The organism is Streptomyces panaciradicis, assembly GCF_023516615.1.
GTDB lineage: Bacteria > Actinomycetota > Actinomycetes > Streptomycetales > Streptomycetaceae > Streptomyces > Streptomyces panaciradicis.
Window position 1 is genome coordinate 1 of record NZ_JAMGBF010000293.1, and the last position, 3,019, is coordinate 3,019.

General features: G+C 73.6%; 5 protein-coding genes. All 5 read left to right on the plus strand.

The genetic code is table 11. The features are described 5' to 3' along the window. The coding region (locus tag M8J74_RS43875; protein WP_249841733.1) for a hypothetical protein at window positions 1–599 on the plus strand (599 nt) is incomplete at its 5' end. Next, window positions 596–880, plus strand: a complete 285-nt coding sequence (locus tag M8J74_RS43880) for a hypothetical protein (RefSeq protein ID WP_249841734.1) — start codon at window positions 596–598, stop codon at window positions 878–880. The genes M8J74_RS43875 and M8J74_RS43880, both read left to right, overlap by 4 nt. Before the next feature lie 79 nt (window positions 881–959). Further along, window positions 960–1,247, plus strand: coding sequence for a hypothetical protein (locus M8J74_RS43885; protein ID WP_058925640.1), 288 nt, complete (start codon window positions 960–962; stop codon window positions 1,245–1,247). A 23-nt stretch (window positions 1,248–1,270) separates the two neighbouring features. Then, on the plus strand, window positions 1,271–2,014 hold the full coding sequence (locus M8J74_RS43890) for a DUF8175 domain-containg protein (protein WP_249841735.1): 744 nt from the start codon (window positions 1,271–1,273) through the stop codon (window positions 2,012–2,014). A 1-nt stretch (window position 2,015) separates the two neighbouring features. Continuing rightward, window positions 2,016–3,019, plus strand: a 1,004-nt coding sequence (locus M8J74_RS43895) for a hypothetical protein (RefSeq protein ID WP_249841736.1), incomplete at its 3' end; no start/stop codon positions are given.

Genomic DNA, 3,019 nt, shown 5'->3' on the forward strand with positions numbered 1-3,019 from the left:
CCGCCGTACAGACGGCTGCCGCCCCCCACGCCCCGAGCCGCACCGGCGGTCAGGGCGGCGCCCGGCCCGCCGTCCAGCCCCGCACCAAGCGTCTCTCGGCCGCCTCGGCCGCCGAACCGGCCTGGGGTGAGCCCCGGCGGCCGCGGACGGCCCGGGGCCGGTCGCGCAACGAGGTCGGCTGGGTCAAGGCCCACGGCGGCGCCGGGGTGACCTCGCTGGTCGAGGTGCTCGGCGGCGTGGACGTCGGGGCGCGCTGGCCCGATCCGGCCCGCGGCGAGCCGCGACGGGTCGTCCTGGTCGGGCGGACCAGCGCCCGCGGACTGAAGTCGGTGTCCCAGGCGCTGGGCTCGCTGCACGACGGCCGCGCCCCGCAGGGGCTGGAGCTGCTCGCCGTGGTCCTCGTCGCCGACGCCCCCGGCCGGCTGCCGCTCGGCCTGCTGCGCCGGGTCCGGGTGCTGCGCTCCGCCGCCCGGGTGCAGCGGGTGCCGTGGATACCGGCGTGGCGCACCGGCGGCAGCCCGAAGGTGCTGCCCCGGCAGTTCGACCGGCTCGCCGAGCTGGTGGGAAGCGAGCTGTACGCCGAGGGGGCCGCGTCATGACCCGTGCCCTGCCCGTCGCCCGCCTCCTGGCCGACACCTACACCCCGCCCGGGGGCGCGCAGACGATCATCAACACCCTCGCCTGGTGCGTCACGGCCGCCGGTGTCTTCGGCCTGATGGTGGTCGGCATCAACATGGCGATCCAGCTCAACCGGGGCGAACCGGGCGAGGGCGGCGCGCACTTCCGCGGTGTCTTCTTCGTCGCCCTGGCCTGTCTGGTCGCCGCGACGGCCGGTCCGCTCGTCGCCTTCCTCGGCGACCTCTCCCTCCTCGGGCCGTAGGCCCGCCGCACATCTTTCCTACCCCCAGTCATTTCTCGCCCGCCGCTCGCGCGGGGCGCCGACTCCACGGAGATCTCCCATGTCCTCACTGCTCATCGAAGCCTCCAACTACCTCGCCGCCGGCGTGCCCCAGCCGGTGAGCAACGCCCCCGGCGAGCTGTCCACCAAGGTCGACAAGGTCCTCGGATTCGTCGCCTGGGCGGGCACCGCGGCCGGTGTGCTGGGCGTGCTGGTCACCGGCGCGATGATGGCCGTCTCCCTCAAGCGGGGCGAGAGCTCGGAGCACATGAGCCGCCTCGGCATGGTCCTCGGCGGCTGCGTGCTGGTCTCCACCGCCGGGCCGCTGGTCGGCTTCGTCTTCAACTGAGCGGGCGGACGGTCGAGATGCTCATGCGCAGGCAGCGACGGGTCGAGCCGTCCGGGCCGTACTGGAGGCAGCGCAACTGGCAGGTGTCGGCGGGGTTCCTCGCCGTGGTGGTGCTGCTCGGCGTGTTCGTCGCGCTGACGTCCGACGGCGACGGCTCGAAAGCGGCCGCGGCCGAGGGTCCGCTGTCCCACGGCGCCGTGCTGAAGGACGGCCGGCCCCAGGGGTGCACCACCGACGACAGCGCGGGCGACGCGCTGCCCAAGTCGGCTCCGAAGGACGTCAGTTGGCAGACCCTCGGGATCGCCCGGGTGCCCGTCTCCGCCTCGGCGGGGCCCACCCGGACGACCGGGCCGATGCGCTGGTGCTACGCGCACACGCCCGTCGGTGCCGCGCTGGCCGCCACCGTCATCCCCTCCCAGATGAGCGGGTCCGGCTGGAAGACGGTCAGCCGGCAGCAGGTGGTGGCGGGGCGTGGGCGCGACCTGTTCGAGTTCCAGCGCGCGACCGTCCAGGACATCGACAGCGCCGCCCAGACCGACGGCACCTCGGTGGGCTCGTACGCCGGCTTCTCGGTGACGTCGTACACGCGCGAGGCGGCGAACGTCAGCCTGCTGATCAGAACCGGGCAGGGCTACGCCACGACCACCGTCGCGCTGCGCTGGACCGGCGGCGACTGGAAGGTCATGCCGTACGGCGACGGGTCCCTGCACACATCGGTGACGACGGTTCAGGGCAGCCCCTCCGGCTACGTCCTGTGGGGAGCGTGAGATGAACTGCGGTTCGACCGGAAATCCGGTCTTCGACCTGGCGAAGGGCTTCTTCGACTTCCTCGGCGACCCGATCGGGACCATCGTCGAGCTGATCGCGAAGACGATCCTCGCGGGCGCGATCGCGGTGTTCGGGGCCCTGACCACCGGGGTACCCACGCTGACGGGCACGACCACGGCGAAGGACGTCAACGGCCAGACGCAGTGGCTCGTGGTCTATCTCGCCGTCGGCTCGCTGCTCTTCGCGTCCGCGCGCATGGCCATCGAGCGGCGCGGCACGGCGGGGACGACCGCCCTGAAGGGCATGCTGCGGGTGATCGCGGTCTCCGGCGGCGCCACCACGATCGTCACGGCCGCGGCCGCCGTCGCGGACGACTACTCCACGCACCTGTTCAACACGGGCGCCCAGGACGTGCTGACGAAGGTCGGCGCCTGCTCCGACGGCTCCGGGATCGAGGCGTTCCTGCTCCTGATCCTGGCGTTCCTGCTGCTGATCGCCGGGATCATCCAGACGATCCTGATGTACATCCGGCTCGGCGTCATGATCCTGCTGCTCGGCACGCTTCCGCTGGCCGCGGCGGCGTCCATGACCGACTGGGGCGGCGGCTGGTGGCGCAAGCACATCGGCTGGATGATCGCGTGGCTGCTGTACAAGCCCGCGGCCGGGCTCGTGCTGTACGCCGGTTCGCAGATGATCGTCTCCAGCCAGGCCGGCGGGCAGGGCGGCAACGCGGTCAACGAACGCATCGCCGGTATCGGCGTGATGCTGCTGTCCGCGGTGGCGCTGCCCGCGCTGCTGAAGCTGGTGGTGCCCGCGACCGCCGCGCTCGGCGGGGCGTCCGCGTACTCCGGCGCGATGCAGTCGGTGGGCGGCGGCCTGGCCACCGGGGCGCGGTCGCTGGGTGGCAGCGGCGGGTCCGGCGGCCAGGGCAGCCCCGGTCCGAGCGGCGCGTCCGGCGGCTCCGGCGGCTCGGGTTCGTCCGGCGCGTCCGGCGCGTCCGGGTC